Source organism: Funiculus sociatus GB2-C1 (genome assembly GCF_039962115.1).
Lineage (GTDB): Bacteria > Cyanobacteriota > Cyanobacteriia > Cyanobacteriales > FACHB-T130 > Funiculus > Funiculus sociatus.
The window spans coordinates 1-21,484 of record NZ_JAMPKJ010000078.1 but is presented as its reverse complement, the minus strand read 5'-3'; the positions used below and the strand labels follow the sequence as shown (position 1 = coordinate 21,484).

11 protein-coding genes are annotated in these 21,484 nt (G+C 46.1%); 6 read left to right on the top strand and 5 right to left on the bottom strand.

Annotation, left to right across the window (positions count from 1 at the left end):
- Positions 1-9: 9 nt before the first annotated feature.
- Together dusB and NDI42_RS24880 are read left to right on the top strand one after the other, a co-directional pair.
- Positions 10-1,068, top strand: a complete 1,059-nt coding sequence (dusB, locus tag NDI42_RS24885; protein WP_190451131.1) for a tRNA dihydrouridine synthase DusB — start codon at positions 10-12, stop codon at positions 1,066-1,068.
- Positions 1,069-1,185: 117 nt separating this feature from the next.
- A complete protein-coding gene (locus tag NDI42_RS24880; RefSeq protein WP_190451129.1) occupies positions 1,186-2,946 on the top strand; it encodes a serine/threonine protein kinase in 1,761 nt (586 codons plus the stop codon).
- A 150-nt stretch (positions 2,947-3,096) separates the two neighbouring features.
- On the opposite strand, the gene NDI42_RS24875 is transcribed toward NDI42_RS24880, so the two are convergent.
- Both NDI42_RS24875 and ligA read right to left on the bottom strand, forming a co-directional pair.
- Positions 3,097-4,020: a DMT family transporter gene (locus NDI42_RS24875; RefSeq protein ID WP_190451127.1), complete on the bottom strand. Its 924-nt coding sequence runs from the start codon at positions 4,018-4,020 to the stop codon at positions 3,097-3,099.
- A gap of 131 nt (positions 4,021-4,151) precedes the next feature.
- Entirely contained in the window at positions 4,152-6,209 is a 2,058-nt protein-coding gene (ligA, locus tag NDI42_RS24870) for an NAD-dependent DNA ligase LigA (protein WP_313930620.1), read from the bottom strand.
- A gap of 207 nt (positions 6,210-6,416) precedes the next feature.
- On the opposite strand from ligA, the gene NDI42_RS24865 reads away from it, so the two are divergent.
- Positions 6,417-7,670, top strand: coding sequence for a glycerophosphodiester phosphodiesterase (locus tag NDI42_RS24865; protein WP_190451125.1), 1,254 nt, complete (start codon positions 6,417-6,419; stop codon positions 7,668-7,670).
- A gap of 54 nt (positions 7,671-7,724) precedes the next feature.
- On the opposite strand, the gene NDI42_RS24860 is transcribed toward NDI42_RS24865, so the two are convergent.
- The 3 genes from NDI42_RS24860 to NDI42_RS24850 all read right to left on the bottom strand — a co-directional run bounded on the left by NDI42_RS24860 (position 7,725) and on the right by NDI42_RS24850 (position 15,247).
- Positions 7,725-12,170, bottom strand: coding sequence for a CHAT domain-containing protein (locus NDI42_RS24860; protein WP_190451124.1), 4,446 nt, complete (start codon positions 12,168-12,170; stop codon positions 7,725-7,727).
- Positions 12,171-12,515: 345 nt separating this feature from the next.
- A complete protein-coding gene (locus tag NDI42_RS24855; RefSeq protein ID WP_190451123.1) occupies positions 12,516-13,430 on the bottom strand; it encodes a class I SAM-dependent methyltransferase in 915 nt (304 codons plus the stop codon).
- 149 nt (positions 13,431-13,579) lie between these two features.
- Positions 13,580-15,247 carry a DUF3352 domain-containing protein gene (locus NDI42_RS24850; RefSeq protein WP_190451122.1) on the bottom strand — a complete coding sequence of 556 codons (1,668 nt, stop codon included), beginning with the start codon at positions 15,245-15,247 and terminating at the stop codon, positions 13,580-13,582.
- Positions 15,248-15,817: 570 nt separating this feature from the next.
- On the opposite strand from NDI42_RS24850, the gene NDI42_RS24845 reads away from it, so the two are divergent.
- From NDI42_RS24845 to NDI42_RS24835, 3 genes are all read left to right on the top strand, one after another.
- Positions 15,818-18,436, top strand: coding sequence for a M1 family metallopeptidase (locus tag NDI42_RS24845; protein ID WP_190451121.1), 2,619 nt, complete (start codon positions 15,818-15,820; stop codon positions 18,434-18,436).
- A 387-nt stretch (positions 18,437-18,823) separates the two neighbouring features.
- Positions 18,824-20,536 (top strand): ABC1 kinase family protein, encoded by a 1,713-nt coding sequence (locus NDI42_RS24840; RefSeq protein WP_190451120.1) that lies wholly within the window; start codon positions 18,824-18,826, stop codon positions 20,534-20,536.
- A gap of 67 nt (positions 20,537-20,603) precedes the next feature.
- The gene (locus NDI42_RS24835; protein ID WP_190448294.1) at positions 20,604-20,975 is read left to right on the top strand and encodes a hypothetical protein; all 372 of its coding nucleotides are present in this window, start codon (positions 20,604-20,606) and stop codon (positions 20,973-20,975) included.
- Positions 20,976-21,484: the final 509 nt, after the last annotated feature.

Below are 21,484 nucleotides of genomic sequence, written 5' to 3'. Positions count from 1 at the left end.
ATAAGGTTTATGATTTCCCTATCTCCTAGCCTGCAATCCCGACTCTCCACTCCTCTCAAAATTGGCTCTTTTGAAGTAAAAAGCCGCGTCTTACAGTCGCCTCTCTCTGGAGTGACTGATCTGGTGTTTCGGCGTTTGGTGCGTCGTTATGCGCCAGACTCGATGATGTACACCGAGATGGTAAATGCCACAGGGCTGCATTATGTGAAAGAACTTCCTAAAATTATGGAAGTAGATCCTAACGAACGACCAATTAGTATTCAGTTGTTTGATTGTCGCCCAGATTTCTTGGCGGAAGCAGCTGTAATGGCTGTGAAAGAAGGGGCGGATACAGTTGATATTAATATGGGTTGTCCAGTTAATAAAATTACTAAAAATGGTGGCGGTTCTTCTTTGTTGCGACAGCCAGAAGTCGCTGAGGCAATTGTCCGGGCAGTCGTAAAGGCGGTGAATGTACCGGTGACGGTGAAAACGCGCATCGGTTGGACAGATAAGGAAATTAATATTCTGGACTTTGCCAAGCGCATGGAAGATGCGGGGGCGCAAATGATTACGGTACACGGTCGCACCCGTTCCCAAGGTTACACTGGCCCTGCCAAGTGGGAGTGGATTGGTAAAGTCAAGGAAATTTTGTCGATTCCAGTGATTGCTAATGGCGATATGTTTTCCGTGGAGGCGGCGGTGAAGTGTTTGGAACAGACCGGCGCGGATGGGGTGATGTGTTCGCGGGGAACTCTGGGTTATCCCTTTTTGGTGGGAGAAATTGACTATTTTTTGAAAACTGGCTTAGAAAAGACGGCACCAACGCCGATACAACGGCTGGAATGTGCCAAAGAACATCTGCAAGCTTTGTATGAATATAAAGGCGATCGCGGGATCAGACAAGCTAGGAAGCATATGACTTGGTATGCCAAGGGTTTTGCTGGTGCTGCTGAGTTGCGCGGACATCTTAGCGTGATAGAAAATCTTCAGCAGGGTTTGGAGACAATCGATCGGGCGATTGAAAAATTGGCTAATTCTACTTGGCAGGAGGTTGAAGAGGAGGAGTTAGCGTTGGTGGAGGTTTAACCACGAAGAGGCATTTACGTAAGCGTTGCCCTATCTTTTTTATAGGGCGCGAAGGGAAAAAACGAAAGGAAAGCGATCGCCTAGAATAGACGCCATCTACCTGCATTGTTTGCCGTCATGAGCAACTCCTCACACACTTTAAGTCGCCGTCCCCGCTATCAGACCATTCGAGAACTTGGGCGCAATCGCGCCGGGGGTCGCATCACTTATCTGGCAAAGGATAACGTCACAGAGCAGCCAGTCATCCTGAAGCGATTTCTATTTGCCCAAGTTGGGTCTGAATGGTCGGGTTTTAAAGCTTATGAGCGCGAGATTCAAGTCTTGCGAGGACTCGATCATCCGGGAATTCCCCGTTATCTCGATTCTTTTGAAACCCCGTCTGGTTTCTGCATGGTGCAAGAGTATAAAGATGCCCTGCCTTTATCAGCTCCGCGCAGTTTTGACCCGGATGATATCCAGAAAATTGCTGTTTCTGTCCTAGAAATTCTTATTTATTTACAAAATCGGATTCCATCTGTAATTCACCGGGATATTAAACCTGAAAATATCCTTGTGGACGAGCAAATGAATGTTTATCTGGTGGATTTTGGCTTAGCTCGAATTGGCAGTGGGGAAATGGCAATGAGCAGCGTCGCCGCCGGGACATTTGGGTTCATGGCACCCGAACAGATATACAATCGCCAGCTAAACGAAGCGACAGATTTATATGGTTTAGGCGCAACACTCATTTGCTTGCTAACTGGGACAAAATCAACGGAAATTGACACCTTATTTGATGAAGATGGGCGGCTTAATTTCAAGCTGCTGCTTCCCAAGCTGAGTCTGCGCTTTGTTGACTGGCTCTCAAAAATGGTCGAACCCAAAGCAAAAGACCGTTTTCCCAATGCTACCGCTGCTTTGGAAGCTCTCAAGCCGATTTATGTTTGCCGCTTACCGGAAGTTAAATTTAACCAACTTGCTGTGGAATTTAAAACAAGACAAATAGGCGAAAAATTAACTAAAACCGTTAGTGTTAATAACTCTGTGCCAGATACATTGCTTGAAGGTACTTGGGAAGTAGCACCCCACGAAAGCGATCCGCGCTATTCCAATTCTCATGCTTGGATTTCTTTTGAACCAACTGTATTTAAGAGTAATCATGCTGATTGCCAAATTACCGTAAATACTAATAAGTTGATGGCAGATAAAACCTACAGCCGTCAGGTTTTATTACGCACCAATTCTTCACCGGAAACTTACCCTATCACAATTACAGTCCGCACAACGCTGTTTGAAACCCCAAAACCGCCTTATATTTCAATGGTTTTGCTATTAGGAATTGCTCTGGCAATGACTGGATTTTGGACAGGTGCGATCGCTTGGATGGTAGCAGTTCTATTCAAATTTACCTCTTGGCCATCAGTAGCAATTTTTGAAGTTGGGGTAATAGCAGTATTTGTGGCTTGGTTTTTAGCCGGAACTCTACTTGCTGCGGTTGGAATCAGAACTGTAATAGGCATCAAGATTGCAGCTTGGCTGACAACTTTGACAATGTTAGTTGTTTTGTTATCATCTGGGTTCTTACCAGCGGCTATCGCTTCTTTAGGAACCTTGGCAGGTCTAGTGATTGGATTTGTAAATGGGGCGGTCATTAAGAATTATAAGGAGAGAGGATTTACTGAAAAGATTGCCGTTACTAGCGCACTTTTGATAACAGGTTTAGGCATGAGTTTAGGCACGGGATTCAGTGTAGGCTTCTTCAATTTCTTTTTGTTTTCATCCCTACTGGGAACCAGTTTGTCCTTAGTTGCCATGATGTATTATCCATATCAACAGCGAGAAAAATTGATGGCTGAGTATCGCCATGCAGCACGAAATAGGCGTCTAATTAAACCCTAGGAGATGCAAGAGGGTTTTATTCTCTGCTACTTGAGCCAATATATAGCAGTCCAAAATGATTCGTGAAAGCTAGATACCCGACTTCTTAAAGAAGTCGGGTATCTGAACCCCTGAATCACAACTACAATCAAATCGCATGATATTCTAAGATTAACGCGATTTTCCTAGCGCGATCGCTATCGAGCCAGATACTACTGAAATTGCTCCAAAAATCCCCAATATTGTGAGTTTTTCCGGGGCGATTAAACTAGGTAAAAAAACCGCCACAGCGGACACAGATATCAAAGTTACAATAGGAGTAATAGCTAAAACGGCACTTACTCGCGATGCTTCCCAGTGTTCTAAAGATTCGGCAAAAGCACCGTAAGCAATAACAGTATTCAAAGCACAAAAAAGTAGCATTCCTAAATGTAAGGGATTCAGTGTAAGAATCGGTTGCGCTGTGATAAACGGAGTGAACAAAATTGCACAGCCGCCATAGATTAGCAGCATAATGTTAGAAGAAGGCAATTTTTGCAAAAGCTGTTTTTGAGCTAAAGCATAAATAGCCCAAGTTATAGCTGCCAGCACAATTAAGCCACAGCCGATTAAATATTTGCCCTGCGCTGTAATTAAGTTAGTTAATTGCTCGTGAAAGAACAGCGCGAATCCTAGAGTTAGTACGCCTAAACCTATCCATTGACGCAAAGTATAGCGTTCTTTAAAAAAAGCTAAGCCGCCCAAACCCATAAGCACGGGAGCCATTTGAATGAGAACTTGGGTATTAGCTGGGGAAGTTAGCTGCAAACCTTGTAGAAAAAGGATGTAATTAGCTGCTAAAAATAAGATAGCGATCGCTAATAATCCTATAGGCGTTGTTTTCAGTTTTTCTACTGATGGTAATTGTTTCCGTGCCGCTAAATAAATCGCTAACAATCCAAAAGATACCAGAAAGCGAAACCAAGTGACGGTGTAAACATCCAACGCTTGCAGCGTCACCGTCAGAGCAATAGGTAGAATTCCCCATAGGAATACAGTCACAAGTGATAACGCTAGTCCTAAGCGCCATCTACCGGAACTAGAATGAAGTTGCATTAGGATTAATCCGATTTTTGGTAAAATAAGCCTGACGACTAAAGCCTGCCGGGTACTTTCAAGGAAAAGGAGCGTTACGCAATCAAAGCGCACGCTCCCTACTCTTTCCATTGTGTGTTTGCTGATGACATCTAATCTTCGACTATTTCTAGCAATTGGGCTTCACTCAACTGGGTGATTCCCAATTCTTGAGCTTTTTCCAACTTAGAACCTGCGTCTTCCCCGACAAGTAAGTAGTCAGTTTTGGCGCTGACAGAATTTGTCACTTTCCCTCCCGCTTTTTCTATGAGTGCTTTCGCCTCATCTCGCTTCAGCGTGGGTAAAGTGCCAGTAATCACAAAGATTTTGCCCTGTAAAAACAGATTTTCTTGTGGAGTGGGCATTTTCCCCGCCTCCTGATTGGCGAGTTGTAACCCAGATGCCTTGAGTCTGTCAATCAAAGCCTGATTCGCTGGAACTCGGAACCACTGATAAACAGCTTGGGCAATTTCGGGGCCAATGCCGTAAACTGCTTCAATATCGGTTGCTGATGCAGAAGAAAGCTGCTCAACTGTGGTGAATTTTTGAGTTAAAGTCTGAGCATTCACGCTACCGACGTGACGGATTCCCAAACCATATAATACTCTAGACCAAGGTTGAGTTTTTGAGTGCGCGATCGCATCCACCAACTTCTCGGCTAACTTTTTGCCCATCCGTTCCAAAGATGCCAACCTGTCAACAGTTAAATCGTACAAGTCAGCAACCGAATCCACCAAACCTTTATCAACCAACTGGTGCATCAGCTTTTCGCCCAACCCGTTGATATCCATCGCGTTGCGACTCGCCCAGTGAACCAGCGCCCCTTTTAAGATAGCTGGGCAAGACGCATTCACGCAGCGCGTCACCGCCTCATCTTGTGGTTTTACTACTGGCTGATTGCACACTGGGCAACAGGTAGGCATTTGGAAAGGTTGCGTACCAGATGGGCGAAGTTCTTGCAAAACGCGCACCACTTCTGGTATGATTTCGCCCGCCTTGTGGATAATTACTGTATCGCCAATGCGGATATCAAGCGATCGCACATAATCGCTATTGTGTAATGTAGCTCTTTGTACGGTAGTCCCGGCCAATTGCACAGGCTGCAACTCCGCCAGTGGTGTCAGCGCCCCCGTCCGTCCCACATTCACGGAAATATTTTCCACCCGCGTCGGAGCTTGTTCAGCCGGATATTTCAGCGCCACAGCCCAGCGGGGAAACTTCTGAGTAAATCCCAGCTGCTTCTGAAGCAGAATCGAATTCAGCTTCACCACCACCCCATCAGTCATGTAGGGCAAATTCAGCCGTTCTGTATCCCAGTATTCATAATAAGCCTGCACATCCTCTAAAGAGCGGCAGAGTTTCCGATTCGGATTCACCCGGAAACCCATCTCTTGCAACAATTCCAGCGATTCCCACTGCGTTTTAGCAACCTCAGCATCATCCTTACCGGGAATTTGCAAAGTATAGGCAAAGAAATCCAGCCGTCTCTGCGCCACAATTCGCGAGTCTAACTGCCGCAAAGTGCCAGCCGCCGCATTGCGGGGATTGGCGAATAGGGACTCGCCAGCAGAGGAGCGTTCCTGATTGATTTGTTTAAACACCTCCAACCCTAAAAATGCCTCACCGCGCACCTCAACGCAACCAGGAGGATTGTCTAGATTCAACCGTAACGGAATCGAACGAATCGTCCGCACATTTTGGGTAATATCTTCACCAGCGACACCATCACCCCTAGTTGCTCCCCTCACCAGAATCCCATTTTCATAAGTCAAAGCTATAGCAGAACCGTCAATTTTCAGCTCACACACATATTCAATCTCGCCTAACCCTCCCTGAGCAAGAGGAGATTCTTGACGGTGGCGCTGCCAACGTTCCTGCCATTTAGCAAATTCCTTCATATTGAAGGCATTTTCGAGGCTGTAGAGGGGAATATTGTGCCTTACCGATGTAAATTGTGATGCTGGTCGTTCTCCCACGCGCTGGGTAGGGCTATCGGACGTTATCAGTTCCGGATACTTGCTTTCTAAGTCTTGCAGTTCCCGATACAACTGATCGTAGACAGCATCCTCCATGATGGGATTATCAAGGACATAGTAAGCTAAGCTGGCATTCTGCAACAGCTGCCGCAGTTCCTGAACCCGTTGTTTGACTGCCTGTGTCACCTGTTCCACGGAGTCTATCCCCACCAAAAACTTATAGCCGTTCGATTTTAGTGTAACTAGCAAAACCCCCTATCTGTTTCTCGTTCCCACCCCGAAACGGGGAACGAGGAGCAAGTTTTAAACCGTATTTATACTTAAATTAACCTAGATTGCTCTCTAAGCTTAATGTCATACCTGTATATTCACTTAGGCATATTCATTTACTTAGCTGAAATTATGTTTCGTTCTTTGAAGTTGGTATTATTAGCAACGGCAGCTTTGGCACTTGTACCTGTTGGTGAAGCAGCAGCCGCAACTTTAACGGGCGCACCCCCGATTGTAATTGGACACCGGGGAGCCAGTGGCTATCGCCCAGAGCATACGCTGGCTGCTTATGAGTTAGCAATTGACATGGGGGCTGACTATATTGAACCAGACGTAGTTTCAACTAAAGACGGCGTTCTGATTGCTCGTCATGAAAACGAAATTTCTGGAACCACCGATGTTTCCAGTCGTCCAGAATTTGCTGACCGTTACACCACTAAAATTATTGATGGGGCAGAAGTAGAAGGCTGGTTTACCGAAGACTTCACTCTAGCAGAAATCAAAACTCTCCGCGCCAAAGAGCGTCTTCCCCAGCTGCGTAGTACAGCTTATGACGGTTTATACGAAGTTCCTACTCTGCAAGAGGTTATTGACCTAGCCAAGCGCAAAAGTGCGGAAACTGGTCGCACCATTGGTATTTACCCGGAAACCAAGCACCCCACGTACTTTAATTCTGTGGGTTTATCGCTGGAAGAACCTTTAGTAGAAATCCTCACGGCTAACGGGTACACTGATGCTGACGATGCGGTTTTCATTCAGTCTTTTGAAGTTGCAAACCTACAACGACTGAACACCTTAACGGATGTCTCTCTAGTTCAGTTGTTTGGTGGAAGTGGCTCTCAGCCGTATGATTTTGTTGTCAGTGGGGACTCTCGGACTTATGGCGACTTGGTAACTTCTACAGGATTAGCAGGTATTGCCGAATATGCACAAGGGATTGGCCCTTCAAAAGGGTTAATTATACCTTCTGCAACTGTGGATCGCGATGGGGATGGTAAAGCTGACGATCTGAATGGGGATGGTGTGATCAGCGATGCTGACAGGCCATTAAAAGAACCTACCACGCTGATTGATGACGCTCACGCGGCGGGTTTGCTTGTTCATGCCTATACTTTCCGCAATGAGGACTTTTTCCTGGCTCCAGAATACAACGGAAACCCAGAACTGGAGTACGAAAGGTTCCTTAAACTTGGCCTTGATGGCTTGTTTAGCGATTTCCCAGATACTGCTGTTGCTGTCCGCAACCGTGTGGCTGGAAATCCAAATCAAGCAGTTCCCGAACCAAGTTCGTTAGCAATATTGGGTATTTTACCGTTAGCAGAAATTCTGCGCCGTCGGCAAAATCAAGGTGGGAAGAAAGCAAAAAAAGCGATCGCATCCTCATAGACAATAGAATAGACACAAAGATTTTTGCGGGCGGTAGGGGCGAATACTTCGCCCCTACCAAGGACTGCCAATCATTGTGAAAGCTGCCCAGTAAAAGGGATGAGTAAAGTTTTTATCTCCCTGGTTGGCGAAGTTGGGAGGCATTGGTATATCTCCAGCCGAAGTATGCAATTGACCTCCCTTAATTTCTACCTCTCCCCGCAACATTGCTATCTGCGCTTGTCGCAACGCCTCGGCTTTGATGGGGGCTTTCTTCAACTGCTGGTAAAACTCACTCATCAGTACCAGCGTCGCCTCATCGGAAACGTACCACAGACTTGCCAACGCCGATTGGACACCCGCCTGCACAGCCAACCCAGCAAAACCTAATTCTGCTTGTTCATTCCCTAACGCTGTGCGACAGGCACTTAGCACCAATAATTGCACTGGCGGGTTATTCCACTCTAGTTGGCGCAACTGGTTGAGTCGCAGCTGAGTATCCCACAACTGAATATAAGATTTACTGGGTTCACCAGGCTTAAATTCTGCATGAGTGGCAAGGTGGATAATTCCAGAGGGGTTCTGCTGACGTTGCGCTTTGAGATTTTTCAGGGTAAAGGCTTCGTTAAGAAAATATTTCCCTTCCCACAGATACTGGGTAATTAAAGATAATTCTACTGGTACTGCTGGTAAGGGTTGCAGATTGGTAAATTGCGATGCCCCCATCGCTAAAATTTGCGATTCTTTGATGTCGCTGCTTCGGGTATCGGTGAGGCTGAGACTTGGCATTAGTCCTACACTGTAGCGTTCTACCAAGAATTTTTCGCCATCGTGAAGGGCGGCTAAGGGCAAGGAACGCAAGCCGGTATCCATGATAAATACAAGATTCTGGATGCCCAGGTTTTGTAAATCTTCTTTGATTGGTGCTATCAGCCATTGATGGAGTTGCTGGGCTGGGGCGAGGTAACTCCGAGTATTTCTGGGGCTAGAGATTTGGTTGCGGAAGTCGTCAGCAACTTTGAGAACTTGCGATCGCGTAGCGTATGCGCCTCGTGTACTCGCTTCTACTCGTTTGCGAACTATTTCACCCTTGGCGGTGACTACTACCAGTTCTAGTTGGTCGCTAGAATTTGAGGCTTGAGAATTGGGAATTGGCAATTGGGAATTGCTCCTATTTTCCCCTGTTTCTGGTTTCAGCAATGGTGGCACAAAAACTACATATATAAGTGCTGGTTTCACACCTGTTGCTGTTTCAGTTTCTTGGAGTACGTTGCGGGCTTGTGCCAGATTTACGGGCGCAGTATCGGTTGTTGTACCCAGATATTGTTCAACCTGGTTGGTAAAGTAATTTTCTAGTCCAGCTACCACTGCGTCTACTTCAACGTTAGGAACGCTATAAGCGATCGCACTCTGGGAAATTGGATTTGCCTGTGGTGGTGCGGAATCTTCACTCAGTTGATTTGGATTTGGTTGCGGTTGATTTGGATTTGATGGCGGTTGATCTGGGTCTGATGACGGTGGATTTGGGTCTGGTAATGGCGGTTGATCTGGGTCTGGTGACGGTGGATTTGGGTCTGGTAATGGCGAGTTTTGAGTAATGATTTGGATATTGCCTTGAGTGAAGCTGCTTGCAAAAGAACGTTGCGGCGCGATCGCATTATCTACAAGTCTGGTGCCAGTGGTAATTGCCCCAGCAGTACCATTCACAGTAGCATCGCCGACTACAAAAGGAATACCCTTGGCTCCGCCGCCATGTTGGATAGTTACCTGATTACCATTTAGTCCGCCAACTGTAGAAATGCTGGCAGCGATCGCGTTTTGGTCGGGAAAAGTAGCGATCGCCCGGAAAAAGTTATCAGTGGTAATGTCAACTCTACCACCTGTGCCAGAAACGCCGCCTTGGGCATTTATATAGTTAACTTGAATATCATTAGGAGTCTTCAAGGTGACAGCACCACCATTCTCCGTAGAACTAGAATTAATTATTCCAGCAGTGATGTTGCCGTTGCTAGTAGTAAGGCTAATCTCCCCACCATTGGAGTTAATTTCACCAAGCTGATTAATATCGCTTGTCGCTGACAAAATAACTGGCCCCCCTGGGGTGAAAATATTTCCTACCGTAATGCTTCCCGGACTTGCTAAAGAACTAGAAGTAAGCGGTGTCAGCAGAAAAGCACGGCTTTGTCCGCCGATGAAACCAGTTCCCACGATTTGCCCAATATCATTGACAGCTGCGGCAGTTTGCAGAAAATCCCAGCCAGAACTGGGAGAAATCAAGTTATTGAGGTCTGAAATTATGCCGTTTTGCCAGAGAAAAGCACGAGTGTTCTGGTTCGCACCTTCCGAACTACCGACAACTTGACCGATGTTGTTGATGTCGTTAGCGCGGCTGAAGTTATCGCCTGGTAGAGTTCCGAGTGCGATCGCGCCATTTCGCCACAGCACAGCTTGAGAGTTGCCGTTTGCCGCCTGCGAATCCCCGACAGCAAAACCCGCATCATTAATGCCATAGGCGTTACTGAAATTACCGCCTGGAAGCGTACCCAAGTTTTGGATTATGCCATTTTGCCACAGCACAGCTTGAGAACCGCTGCTAACTGTGCCTGAACTGCCGACAATTTGACCATTGTTGTTGATAGCGTTGGCGCTGCTGAAGTCATTGCCGGGGAGGGTTCCCAGGTTTTGGATAGCGCCGTTTTGCCACAAAAAAGCCTGATTATTACCGTTTAAGTTGGTAATCCCCACCACCTGAGCCAGATTGTTGATATCGTTGGCTTGAACAGAGTTACTGGCTATGTTTTGAATAGCCCCGTTTTGCCACACTACAGCATTTAAGTTGCTGCTAAAAGTGCCTGAATTACCAACCGCCACACCAGCATCATTGATAGCGTTGGCGCTGCTGAAGTCATTGCCGGGGAGAGTGCCGAGGTTTTGGATAGTGCCGTTTTGCCACACTACACCGCTAGAGTTTCCATTAGCGATGTTGGAAACACCCACGACTTGACCATTATTGTTGATGTCAGAGGCGTTACTTAAGTTACCGCCAGGAAGTGTGCCGAGGTTTGTAATAGAGTAGGAGCTTGAGCCGAAGTTGGGCGGATTTTCCAGATTGGTAACGCCTGCTCTTAAAATTAAGGCAGGAGTGCTGCTCAAAATCGGAATATCTGGGTCTTGACCAACGACGAGTGATGTATCTGCTCCAGTAATGACAATATTGCCAGCTGTGATATTACCTTTTGCCTCTATTTTCAGCGAAACTCCTGTATAATCCCCAAAGTTAACATCTCCCACTGAGCTAATAATCGGGTCATAGAGACTGACAAATTTTCCAGGGTTTCCCAGTGTGTTGCGAATCGAAAAGTCGCCGCCACTGCTAAAGTGAGCATCCCCAGAAATATTGCCATCGCTAACTAAACTGAGATTTCCACCACTGGTAAAGGGCGTTTTTGGGTGATTTAGCGCCAGAATATCGATGCTTTGATTGCCTTGAATGTATAAATTACCTCCGGCTTGGGCAACAAAGCTTTTTTCCACGCTGTCCCGCACTCGCACTGTATCTGTGGCTTGCAGATTCAAGTTTCCAGTAGTGTAGAGCTGACTTTCTACTAGCGTCAAATTGCGTGCTGAGAGTGTCGCTGCTCCCGCCGTCACCTCCCGCGCTACCACATCTCCAGCTGCTACTGGCAACCCAGATCCGGTTAATTGTATGCGATCGCTATTAACTGTTATTCCAGTCGCATTCCTCAATTTCCCGCCTGTCAATAACTGGGGAAGAGAGAGGGGTTTAATATTTCCAGTTCCTAGTCCCCCGTCCCCAGTCCCCACCTCTATACTCAGCAGATTTCCCGGCTGAATCACGCGCACCGTACTCTCACCCGGCACCGCCGCCACGATAATATTACCCCCAGGCGCAACAAGTTTTCCTGTACTGATGACAGTGCCGCCTAACAAAGTTAAATTTTGTCCTGCGCCAACTGCTAAAGAACCTGCATTAATAATTGCCCCCGGCTGATTTATCGTAAAGGCAAAGCTGTTGGGATTCCCTACTAGAGCCGCATAATTATTTGTACCAATAGCACTAAACCAATCTCGATTAAAACCAATGCCGTTGGCGGTGGTAGCGGTGAAGTCACCCGGTACGTTAAGAATAGCTTTTGGGCCAAAGATGATGCCCGATGGGTTGAGCAAAAATAGGTTAGAGTTGCCACCAGTAACCTGAATTAAACCGTTAATTATTGAGGCTTTGCCACCAGTTACACGGGAGAGTATGTTCCCAATATTTGGGTTAGAAAGAAAGTTAGCTATTTCATTAGAGCGGATACCAAATTCAGTGAAACTATGAAAGAGATTTACTCCATCTCCAGATAGATTTCCGCCGCTAATGTTGATAAGATTACCGTTAGGGGTGATGACGGTAGCGGTGCCGTCAGCAGCTGGGATAATAGATTGCGATCGCGCTGGTTGTTGACCAATAGCTCCGACCAAAGAAAGTGCTGCCAGTAACCGAAGAACTTTTTGCATAAGCGATCGCATGATATCTAAATCTCTGCGCTCCTTGAGACAATTTCAGATGCACTTCAATTGCACTCAAGCACTGTTCTATAGGTTTACGCAGTCACCATATTCTGCTTTTTTCCTCAGCTTAGGCAATCTATCCTAAGCTCGACTTTATCGATTTACCAAGAAACTGCGATCCCCGAAGTCCAAACCCATATAGCAGCCTTAAACGATTCCTGAAGGCGAGATGCCCGACTTCTCTAAGAAGTCGGGCATCTGAAGGGCTGGCTCACAACTCGTTTCGGAATGCTATAGTCCTAACCGAGTTATAAAATCTTTTGTAGCCCTCTCGTCACGAAAGCGACAGTATTACTTTTGTGAGATTACCGTGCGGTGGCGAGGAGTATTGAAAGTAATAGTTGGTGCTGTGAATCCTGCCTCTACTAGCGCCTGTTCAATGTCTAAGGCAAAATATTCATCCAGGTAAGGCTCGGTACTCTTGAGCAATGTCAAGATATACGGTGGCATCTTGATGAAAATTTCCGACTTTGGGTTCATATCCATAATTGCCAAATGGCCACCGGGACGCAGTACGCGCCGGGCTTCTCTCAAAATTTGCATTGTTGCCGATTGAGGCAACTCATGGCACATCAGAAAGATGGAAACTAAATCAAATGAAGCATCGGGCAATCCTGTAGATTCAGCAGCTGCGTGAACCCACTGAATTGATTTCTGACGCTGTTGCGATTGGTATTGGGCAACTGCCAGAAAGTAGGGAGACAAGTCTAAACCAGTGATTTTTGCCTGGGGATAGGCATCTTGCAGGGCAAAGGTACTCATCCCGACACTGCACCCCAAGTCTAAAATATCTTGCGGCTGGGTGGAAATTTGGCTAGTGACAATATCGAAAAAACTTTGGCGGAGTCTAGCATCTCCCTGGCTACCAGCATCTTTCCAGACACCAGCATGAACGGCATAAGCGGCGACTTCTACCTCCCAAGCAGCCTCCCAGCTTAAATTACCGCTTTCGTAGGCATGAAACGAGCGCACATAGTATTCTGGGTAAACTAGCTCTGAGTTTTGTACTTTCTCTAGCTGAGTTTCCCAGTCGAGTTGCGATAGTTCCTTTACTTGGTTTGTCCAAGGTACTCCAATTCTCTCGGCGCGTTTAATCATCATAGTTCGCGCCTGATGCTTGGCAAGATTGGCTAACGGCTTGATCGCCAGCAATCCATTCACCAAACGCGAAGATATTCCGGGAGCAGTTTTTACAGCAGTAGTCATTAGTCCCTAGTTATTAGCCATTAGTTATTAGTTTATTGTTAGTTGTCCGTTAGCGTGGCAACGTTTGAAGGTTGAAACGGTAAGTAAAGATTTTCATTCCAACTTTCCAACTCTTCCCTGACGGCTGACTAATGACCAATAACTATGGACTACTTCCCAGTTTTCTGCTTTAGGGCTAGTAAAACCTCAATTTCAGCAGTTGTTTTGTCAGACTGAGTAGCAGTTAGACCGACACCGCGAATGGAATTGAGGACAGCGGCTGTTTCTGGCGCAATCGCATTCTTTTGGGAAGCAGGTAGCTGGCGATTTACTAGAGACATGGTTTTGTCCATATCTAGGTAAAAGTAGCCTCCGTTTGGCTTGTGCAACGACGCTGTGGCGGCTTTAAACGATGGACTATTGTCCAAAGTCTGGCTGGGTTTTGTGGCGATCACATCAGCGATGGGGCCACCGATAGCGATGAACATGGTGTTTTGATCTATCCAGCCACGTCCCAAAAATGCGCCTTGTTGCGGTATCTGCCATTCAGTGACAGCTTTACCTTTAACATTTCTTTGGGCTACCGTGATTGAGTTACCTTTAGCAAGTGCATCAAGTTTAGTGAAGGTATTTTCAGCGGTTTTGCGATCGCTTGTTTGAAACACCAAAGCTCCACCAAAGCCAACTGGCGCTAAAATACCTTGACTAGATGGAATTGCAGCCATAGCAAATTCACCATCCATCCAACCAAAGATATCTTTATCTAGGTCAAGATTCAGGCTTTCCTTTAGTTGTAGGCGTGTTTGTTCAAATGCTTTCTGGGCTTCGGGATCTTTTTTCGACTGTTCAACTACCGCATCCCAAGTACGACTGATACCACCGCCGCTGATCAAGGCAATAGTATCAGCAGGAAATTGAGACACCACATTGCCAGCATTGGGTTTATACTCTGCTTGCACAACCGCGGTCGGGTCTATCTTACCAATCGCCTTCATGCGTATACCCGCATTATCGACCCCAACACCAATAACCATTGACTTCAATGCCTTCAGCTGCTTTATTGTTTCTGGAGGTAATGGCGTTGCATTAGGATTGGTTGCCAACAATTCCTCTACCATATTGCCGTAGTCAGGCACATAGAATTGAGCTAAGGAGTTTTGTACGTTTGTACCCTTCGAGAGAATATTGGCTGCGCCTTCTTTACCAGCAAATGAAGGCTGACCTTTGAAGGTATCAATCGCTAATTCTACAGTTTTTCTTTGGTCAGACAACACTAAATGGTTATTTAAAACCGCCGTATAAGTTTTGCTACTTTTACCTTGATCTTCGGTTATTTTGATACCTTTGTAGTCAATTTCCTTGCTTCCAGCTTTTTTCACCTTCTTGGCGAAATTCAAGGCGCTAATTTTGTCCTTGATACCGACAACCATCAAAACATTCGGTTCCTGTGTGGATTGTGGCGTAGCTTGTACAGGTTTTACTGGAGACGATGGCAGCACAGCAAACATCACGCTACCTAACCAAGGCTTAATGTCTTTCTCATAAGAGACGTTGGATTCAGTCAACATATCTTTGTTGAAATTGTTTAAACCTTTGGCAACTAACTTTTGGGCTTCCGGGGTGCCGAACTGTTCCAATTGCGCCCAAGCTTTCGGATCTGTGGAGACAAAACCTGCCATTAATGCTTCATCTGGCACCACTTTGGCACTCCCCAGAGGACTCGTCGCATCGCCACCCAAACCACCTTTGAGGTAAAGATAGCCACCTACGCCACCTGCAATTAAAACGGCAGTACCAACAACAATAGGAACTAAACGATTTGGTTTTGTTTCAGACATTTTAATTTTTTCTCGGTTTATTTCTTCTTTGATTGTCGTCGCTGCTGCCAGTGATGGTATTGGGATATTTTCATTCCCATTCGTTGGCAGCCCAATTGGTAATTTTACTTATGCAGTATTTCCCATTAAATTATTTTTTATGGGAGTGTCATAGGGCTACTTCAATGCGATTAGAAGAAACTCCGCAAATGGAATTATTAAGTTTAAATAAAATCAGAGGAGCGGGGGTAAATTGCCATTGTTAATTGGAATAAAAGTCAAGACAGTTGAGTTGCGTGCGATTTCACGAGGCAAGCCCCCAACCTCCGATAAATTGGAGAGGATTGAGCAATGTGGAGATACGGTTAAATATCCTTTTTAAGAGAGGCTGCAAGCAATAAAATTGCTTAAAAAGTGGAGTAAAAGCAATTCTATCGCTGAAAAAGCAGGTCAATGATGAAAAATCCCCTGTAGTGCATGGAATCCTAAGTACAATCGCGGGAAAGGCGCTAATGTGGAAAATATACTTCAATGGCTTTGTTTAAGGGGTTGTAGCCATACCCCTATTGTCTCAAGGGCGCGATCGCGAACATGAATTTCCAGCTTAGTTTTGATTCCGACAATACACGTCATAAATCCTTTGAGTTACCGGGTGCTAGACCCCACTACAACCCAGACCGACCCGGACAAGTTGAACATATTTTTCTGGATTTAGCCCTCGACATTCCCAATCAAAGCGTCGTTGGCACTTGCACCATCACATTATCCCCTGTGCGGAGTGGGATTGACCGTTTAACTTTGGATGCCGTTAACCTAAATATTCATTCAGTGGAGGTTGACGAATCACCACAAACGTTTGACTATGATGGCAACGAGCTGCATATTCAGATGCAGACACCTACGGAAATGGGAAAAGCGGTAAAGGTAGCGATCGCTTACTCGGTGGAAAAACCCCAACGCGGCATCTACTTCATTACCCCCAACAAACATTATCCCCACAAACCGACGCAAGTCTGGACGCAAGGAGAAGATGAAGACTCCCGCTTCTGGTTCCCCTGCTTTGATTATCCGGGACAGTTGGCAACTTCAGAAATTCGCGTCAAAATTCCCAAACCTCTGATCGCTATTTCCAATGGAGAATTGATCGAAACAAAGGAAGATGGCGAAAGCAAAATTTACCACTGGTTACAGCAGCAAGTTCATCCTTCCTACTTGATCACTTTAGCTGTAGGTGACTTTGCGGAAATTAAGGATGAATGGAATGGCAAACCCGTAACATATTATGTGGAGAAAAATCGGGAACAAGATGCCCGGCGCAGCATGGGCAAAACTCCCCGGATGATTGAATTTTTCAGCGAAAAATTTGGCTATCCCTATCCTTTTCCTAAATACGCCCAAGTCTGCGTTGATGACTTCATTTTTGGCGGTATGGAGAACACTTCTACCACCCTGCTAACTGACCGCTGCTTGTTAGACGAACGGGCATCTTTAGATAATCGCCTTACTGAAAGTTTAGTTGCTCACGAACTCGCTCACCAGTGGTTCGGGGATTTAGTTGTTATCAAGCACTGGTCTCATGCTTGGATTAAAGAAGGCATGGCATCTTATTCAGAAGTGCTGTGGACAGACGAAGAATATGGAGCGCAAGATGCAGCTTATTATCTATTAAATGAAGCTCGTAGCTACATTTCAGAAGATACCAGTCGCTACCGTCGTCCAATTGTAACTCATGTTTACCGGGAAGCAATTGAATTGTACGATAGGCACCTTTACGAAAAAGGCGCTTGCGTTTATCACATGATTCGGACAGAGCTGGGAGACGAGCTATTTTTGAAGGCAATTCATACGTTTGTTCAGGATAACGCGCACCAAACAGTCGAAACAGTTGACTTGCTAAGAGCAATTGAAAAAGCTACCGGACGCAACTTATTATTTCTATTCGACCAGTACGTTTATCGCGGCGGTCATCCAGATTTCAAGGTTGCTTATGTTTGGGATGCTGACAGCAAATTGGCAAAAATTACGGTGACGCAAACTCAAGCGGCAAGCGATAATAACGGCAGCAAGAGTGAGTTGTTTGACTTAAAAATTCCTATTGCCTTTGGTTATAGTCAGCAAGAGGAAACTGGCACTGATAAGCAGAATCCAAAATCAAAGATTTTCAAGGTTCAGGTAAATGAGCGGGAACAAAGTTTTTACTTCCCCTTAGAAGAGAAACCCGAATATGTAAGCTTTGATGTGGGAAATAATTTCCTGAAAACTGTGTCTTTAGAGTACCCAGTTGCCGAACTCAAAACACAACTGCAATTCGATCCCGATCCGGTTTCTCGCATTTACGCTGCTGAGGCGTTGGCGAAAAAAGGTGGATTAGAGGTGGTAAAGGCTCTTGCTGCTGCTTTGCAGAATGACTCTTGCTGGGGAGTTCGGGCGGAAGTTGCCAAACAACTCTCTGAAGTTAAACTCGATCAGTCGTTTGATGCTTTAGTTGTCGGGTTGCAAGATAAAGAGGCTTTAGTACGTCGTGCAGTGGTGCAAGCACTAGCTCAAATCAAGACGCAAGAAAGCTATAAAGCACTGAAACCGCTGGTGGAAAAAGGAGATGCCAGCTACTATGTGGAAGCTGCCGCAGCTAACGCGATCGCGGGAATTGGCGCAGCGCACTTGGATGAAAAGCCCAAGCAAGAAAAGGTACTAAAGCTGCTGCACTGGGTACTGAAGGAAAAAGCTGGTTGGAATGAGGTTGTCAGGACGGGCGCGATCGCAGGTTTATCTCAACTCAAAACTTCACCAGAAGCTTTGGATCTGATTTTAGAATATACCGCGCCCGGAGTTCCGCAAGCTTTGCGCCTTGCAGCCATTCGCGCACTGGGAGCGATTTCCACAGGTCAGAATAATGTCAACCTGGAACGGATTCTAGAGCAATTAAGCGAACTTTCTAAAGAAACGTTCTTCTTAACGCAAGTTTCAGTTGCTATAGCACTGGGACAGATGGAGACTCCGAAAGCGATCGCGATTTTACAAAGTCTTGCGGATCAAACTCCCGATGGGCGAGTTCGTCGTATCGCGGAGGAAGCAGTTGAACGGGTGCAAAAAAACGTTGGTTCCGATCAAGCTATCAAACAATTGCGAGAGGAACTCGATCAGTTGAAAAAGCAAAATCAGGAGCTAAAAAGTCGCATGGAAAACCTAGAAGCCAAGTCCAGCAGCTAGTCAGAAGCCCGAACGTGTTGACCCCTCCCCGACATGGGGAGGGTAAAAATTATCCTGAATTTCCCCCTTTGAGTAAAAAAGTTTTTCCCTGCAATCTTGGAGCTGGGGATTGGGAAAAAGTTTTACCTAGTCCCCAGCCCCCCAGCCCCCAGTCCCAGTCCCCAGTCCCCAGCCCAGGATATTGATCCCCGATGGTGTCTGTATTTTTGTATACTGTAGTTAATAAAACGTTAAAAAACTGGTAAAAAACAATGTATAAAGTTACGAGAGATTGCGGAAGGAATCTCTGGAAATAAGTGTTATTTGATTGATCAAGTTAAAAAGTGGCTTTACTACTACCAAGCCGCTACTTACTAATAAGTTTTGTTTCGAGAGGCAGACACAAGCGTGAATCGGTATCCACTCGTCCAGTCTGGGGGCTACGATCCAAAAGCGATCGCCCAATACTACCTTTATCGTCCTTGGCTAGTTATCTGGCGTGGCATCAACATTATTTTCTCCTTTGCGAGATTCTTTATCGGATTAAAGTGGGATGAATTGTGGAATGTAGAGATGCGACAAGTCGCGTCTAAACACGCCACCGAACTGCGGGAAATACTAACCCGCCTCGGCCCTACATTTATTAAAGTCGGTCAAGCCCTCTCCACGCGGCCCGACCTAATAAGGAAAGACTTTTTAGAAGAACTCATCAAACTACAGGATCAACTGCCGTCGTTTGATAATGCGATCGCCTTCAATATCATCGAGACAGAGCTAGACCGCTCCATAGAAGAGATATTTAGCGAAATCTCCCCAGAGCCTCTAGCCGCAGCCAGCCTAGCACAAGTATATAAAGCGCGTCTTCACACTGGCGAAGAAGTAGCAGTCAAGGTGCAACGCCCCAACTTGCTACCAACCATTACCCTAGACTTGTACTTAATGCGGTGGGCTGCTGGTTGGGTAGCTCCCTGGCTTCCCCTAAATTTAGGGCATGACCTGCGCTTAATTGTCGATGAGTTCGGCACCAAGTTATTTGAAGAAGTTGATTACCTCAACGAAGGACGCAACGCCGAAAAATTCGCCACAAACTTCCGCGACGATCCCACCGTCAAAGTTCCAGCAATTTACTGGCGATACACCAGCAACCGCGTTCTTATCTTAGAGTGGATTCACGGGTTCAAGCTGACAGATACTGAGCGGATCAAAGCAGCAGGTTTGAACACAGATAGCCTGATTGAAATTGGCGTAACATCAGGACTGCGACAGCTGCTAGAACACGGATTTTTCCACGCCGATCCCCATCCAGGCAACCTGTTTGCCATGCCAGACGGGCGGATGGCATTCATTGACTTTGGCATGATGGATCAGATGGAGGAGCATACCAAAGAAAACCTCGTCAGCGCCGTAGTTCACCTAATTAACAAAGACTACATCGAGTTAGCCAAAGACTTTGTGAAGCTAGGCTTTTTGACACCAGAGACAAACATTATTCCCATCATTCCGGCGCTGGAAACCGTGCTGGATCAAGCGATAGGCGAAAGTGTGCGAGACTTCAACTTCAAGACAGTTACAGACAAGTTCTCGGAACTGATGTACGAATATCCGTTCCGCGTCCCCGCAAAATTTGCCTTGATTATTCGTTCTCTGGTGACGCAAGAAGGATTAGCTTTAAGCTTGAATCCGAATTTCAAAATCGTCGAAGTTGGCTATCCCTATGTGGCGCGGCGTTTACTCACCGGGGAAACTCCCGAAATGCGGCGGCGGTTGATTGAGGTGCTGTTCAAAGATGCTAAATTCCAGTGGCAGCGATTGGAAAATATGATTGCGATCGCCCGCAGTGATGATAACTTCGATTTATTACCCACAGCACAACTCGGTTTACAGTTTATCCTTTCTGAAGAAGGTCAGTTTCTGCGACGGCAATTACTGATAGCTTTAACAGAAGATGACCGCCTTCATACCGAGGAAGTCCGACGCCTCTGGAATCTGGTTAAAGACGACCTGAAACCAGCACGGTTGTTCAATGTGGCACTGGGAGCCTTAACTGAACTCTCCACCGAGGGAGTCGCAGCGCTTTTGCCCACTGTTTCCACATTCTCTGCTTTTCAGCACAAATCTTGAAGCTAATAGCTAATGGCTTTTAATAATTAGCTATTAGCTATTAGCCATTAACCATGAGGAGTTATTAGTGTATTACTTTCCAGACCCGCCGTATTTTTTACTCGTTGTTGGTTTATTCGCTGGACTAACCTCTGGCGCTGCTTTTGAAGCCACCCTGAAACAACAAGTGCGGGAGTGGGCAAAAAACCGCTCCACCCGCACCCTAGCACAAATGCAAGGTATGCAGTTACAACTGCCGTTTCTGGGAATTTGTGCGGGTGTCTGCGTATTTCTTGTGGCTGGATTAGAAATTTTTGGCTTTCCCGGATCGCTGGCTTGTGGGGTTTCTGTGCCACTCACTCTATTTATCGGCTTCTTGATTTGGGGACAACTCAAGAACCTTTTGTTAATGCTAGAACGGGGTGGTTCGCGAGCGCTCGATTTGGACGTTTGGGAATAAGCCATTAGTTAGTTGTAGGTTGAGTTTTCTACCCTCAAAAGTTACCCTCCAACCCTCTTAAAAAAGCAGCACAGGAGTAGTCCAACCTTACTCTCTACGCTCTAAAAAACAAGCCCGGTACTGATACCGGGCTTTGCTTTATCAGCAACAAGGATTAGCCTAATTGTTAGTAGACATCAACATAGTCCCAACCATCAACATAACCTAATGTCCCTGGTGTTGACCCTGGCACAGTAATTTTGTACCACTTATTGATCCACTGGTTGTTATCTACAGCAAAGTTCAACTTGGTGCCAATAGGTACAGTTTTGATAATTTGACCACTGCATGGCGATCTGCGAAGATTTACAGGTGACTTAACTACATGAGCCGTTCCCGGAGCCAGTGGGTTAACAATAGACCTCTTGCAAAAGTCATCGCTGGGGTACTATGGGGACTGAACAAAGGCGATTGCTACCCGTTATTCATAACCCTTGCTTATCTCATTGGCTGAACTGAGCCGGAGTTCA